2 protein-coding genes and 1 pseudogene are annotated in these 2,894 nt (G+C 73.3%); all 3 read right to left on the reverse strand.

The annotated features are described in order from the left end of the window. On the reverse strand, positions 1-1,503 hold a 1,503-nt coding region (locus AOJ26_RS38610), incomplete at its 3' end, for a Mu transposase C-terminal domain-containing protein (protein WP_078960194.1). A gap of 131 nt (positions 1,504-1,634) precedes the next feature. Then, positions 1,635-2,219 carry an AAA family ATPase gene (locus AOJ26_RS44740; protein ID WP_234358778.1) on the reverse strand — a complete coding sequence of 195 codons (585 nt, stop codon included), beginning with the start codon at positions 2,217-2,219 and terminating at the stop codon, positions 1,635-1,637. Beyond that, positions 2,150-2,894 (reverse strand): annotated as a pseudogene (locus AOJ26_RS45005) (ATP-binding protein); the annotation flags it as partial. The gene AOJ26_RS44740 and the pseudogene AOJ26_RS45005, both read right to left, overlap by 70 nt.

Here is a 2,894-nt window from a genome sequence, read left to right on the forward strand (position 1 = left end):
TGCGGTGCGGGTGGCAAGGGACGGCGGGGTCCGCCAGTCGGCCGGGGGCGCGGCAGGCGGGATGAGGTCCGGCAGGGCCAGATCCGACAGGCTGGTGCCGGCGGCGTGGGCGAGTTCGGCCCCGGCCTGCGCGGCGGTCAGCGCACCCAGCAACTGGGGTGCGGCGGGCTGGTTCACCGCGGCGTAGCGCTCGCGCTGGACGGCCTGAAGGTCCTTCTTCAGGCGGCGGGAGCGGGCCGCCCGCGCCCGCCGTACGGCGCTGATCTGATCGTCGGTGGCCTGGTCGGCCAGGTCCGCCGCCCCCAGGTAACGGCCGGTGGCCGCGTGGTAGACCTCGATGCGGTGATCGTGGTGGGGCATGAAACGCACGCGGACCTGGATGCCGGCCTGGCCGGTCATCCACGCACCCACATAGTCGCGTTTTCGGAAGCGGATGCCGCGGGTGGTCAGGGTGCGGGTGCCGGCATCCTCCAGGGTGAACGTCCACAGATCCGCGGCCGGCACGTCCCGCAGCGGGGTGGGATCGTCCTGCCACACCTCAAGCGGGGTCCTGCCCCGCAACGGCGCGGGCTGATGTTCGGTGTTCCACCACTGTGTCCAGGCCAGCAGCCGGGCGGTGAACTCCTCGAAGCCGAGCAGCACCTCGTCCTTGGGACGGGAAGGGCGCTTGCCGGGGCGCGGCTGGCGGGCGTAGCCGGGCAGCGCGGCCAAGAACATGCTCTCCACCGCCCGGTTCAGGCCCTCCACGGTCCCCTTGAGGTGAGGGGTGTAGGCGGGCAGATCCTGAACCGTCACGTCCAGCAGATCGAACGCGGCGGTCACCGTCTTCGACAGGAAGTCGTTGCCCCGGTCCACCCTCACCTTCTCGGGCAGACCGCCGAACGGGCCGTAGGGGTCCTCGCGCAGGACCGCGGAACGCAACGCGGCCAGAACCGACTCCCGCGACGGATGCACCGGCGTCACCGCGACCCCGGTGATCGCGTTCGTCGCGCAGTCGGTGAACCAGGTGATCCACGGCCGGCGGGCCTTACCGTCGACGTCGACGAGCACCGGGACCTGCTTGTGGTCGGTCTCCCACACCTGATTACGCCAGCCCCGCGGCCGGACCAGGAACACATCATGCTTGCGCGCCGCCCGCTCCCCACCCGCAAGCCCCGCCCGCTCCCCCGGCGTCAGATCACGCCGGATCGCCCGGTGCAGCGTCGTCAGGGACGGTGCACCACCAGGCGGAGACTGCCGGGCCGCGCGCAGGACCAGCTCACGATGGACCGCCCGCACGTTGCCCTTCCACAGCGCCAACAGGCCACGGATTTCGGGCGTGATCGTGAACCTCGTGCTGGTCTGGGCCCGGGCCCCCGGTTCGTCGGTTGCGGCTTCGTCGCGGCCGGCTGCGGCCAGCCACCGCCACACCGTGCGCTCCGACACCCCCAGCGCGTCTGCAGCCACGCGGACATGACCGGCCGTCAGCCCTTTCCCCGCCCGCAGGGCGAGCAGCCGCCGCACCGCAGGACCGCGCAGGGCCCTCCTGGACGCCGCAGGCAGCCCGCCGCCTGCGCGGACGGTGCCTCCGTCCTCCATGCCAGCTCCCCTCGCGCGGTGGGACATCCTGTTGTGCCGTTGCAGGGCGCCTGCGTTCATAGGGGTGGCGCGACCCGCTTGAACAGCCGCCGCAGCAGGGCCCGGTCGACGGACGTGTCAGCGGTGGTGAGCAGCGCGTTCTGCAGATGCGCGGTCAATACGGCCCACGTGCGGAACGTGCCGTGCGCGCACGAGCGGTCGATCCACGCCAGATCCGCAGCCGGGACAGTGCGCCACAGCGGATGAAACCCGGTCACCGCCGCAGCGACTTCCGCTGCGGCCAGGCGCGGAACCTCCTGCCACGCGACCACCCTGGATGCCAGCTGCGGCAGCCGGGCCAGCGCCCGCTCGCTGCCCGCCCCGCACAACACCAGCGTGACCTGCGTGCCGGGGTGGTCCCACAGGCTCTGCATGTACTCCAGGCACGGCACAGGAAGGCGCTGCGCCTCATCGCCTACCAGCACCCGCGCCTGACCCAGAGCTTCCGCGGCCGCCGCATCCGCCCGCGCCGACGTGTGCGGGAAACGGCCCGGCAGCGCCAGAGCGTCGAACACCGCCCGCCGCATGCCGGTTACCGACGGACGCACCGGTACCGGCACCCACGACACCTTCCAGCCCAGGGGGCTTTCGCCAAGCGCCATCCGCACGGCCGCGGTCTTGCCCCGGCCCGCATCACCGAAGACGCACACCCACCCTGAACCGCCATCGCCTGCCCGACCGCCTCGGCCACCGCCCCCACCGACGACGTCCGCACCAGCCGTGCACCCGCCGGCAACGCCACACCCGCCAGCGCACCGCTCTCCCCCACCGGCAAGCCCCCGGCCGCCTCCGGCACCAGACGCGGCGGCGGCGCAGACGTCGTCACCGCGCCACCCTCGCGCACCCCGGCCAGGCCAAGGTCAGCCAGGGCCTGCCGCGTCTGCTGCTCATCCCACTCCCGCCGCGCCACCGCGCGGTCCGGCAAAACCCTGCCGGCCTCCACATCCCGGCGCACCACCCGGTACAACGAGGCCAGCGACGGCACCTCACCCCCGGCCTCCTTCAGATGCCGGTGCAGCGCCGCCACGCTCCCGCCCGCCTGGGCCAGCACCTCCCACGCCTGCTCGGACAACTCCAGCCGGGCCCGCGGCCTGCGCTCCAGGCGGCCCTCCGCCCGCGCCACATCCAGCCAACGCCACACCGTGCGCACGTTCACCCCGCCGACCTCGGCGCACGCCCGCACATGCGCCGCCGTCAACACCCCCGCCGCATCCAGCTCCAGCAACCGCGCCACCAGCACCGGCCTAGACACCCTCAACCCCGCCGTGACCTCACCG

Source organism: Streptomyces sp. NRRL B-24085, assembly GCF_001282115.1.
Taxonomy (GTDB): Bacteria; Actinomycetota; Actinomycetes; order Streptomycetales; family Streptomycetaceae; genus Streptomyces.

What these genes read in the sequence shown, in the direction of transcription:
- AOJ26_RS44740 (WP_234358778.1), bottom strand. Translation starts at nt 2,219, where the DNA reads ATGGCGCTTGGCGAAAGCCCCCTGGGCTGGAAGGTGTCGTGGGTGCCG.